Source organism: Saccharothrix sp. ST-888 (genome assembly GCF_000955975.1).
GTDB lineage: Bacteria > Actinomycetota > Actinomycetes > Streptomycetales > Streptomycetaceae > Kitasatospora.
On sequence record NZ_JYJF01001002.1, the window covers coordinates 1 to 300 of the forward strand.

Sequence of the window (300 nt, forward strand, 5' to 3'; positions counted from 1 at the left end):
CGACCGGCGGACCGCCAGCTGGTCCTCGCCGCCGGCGTCCGCGAGGACGCCCACCAGGCGGGCGGAGACGCGCTCGTCCACGGTCTCCGGGAGATCGACGAGACCACCCCAGCGCTCCGGGTGCTCCAGGGCCACCGCTCGGCCCAGACTCCAGATCTGGGCCTGTGCCGGGCTTTCGAGGCGGTCCGTACGGCCCGTCGGGACCGCGCCGCGCGTCGCGCACCACAGCGGTGCGTCGATCGCGGCGTCGCCCAGGGCCTGGGTGAGCAGCGCGGTCGCGGCGAGCCCGGCGGAGAGGGC

At 77.3% G+C, this 300-nt stretch carries 1 protein-coding gene; it reads right to left on the minus strand.

From position 1 onward, the window contains the following. On the minus strand, nucleotides 1–300 hold a 300-nt coding region (locus UK12_RS42725), incomplete at both ends, for a hypothetical protein (RefSeq protein WP_045307320.1).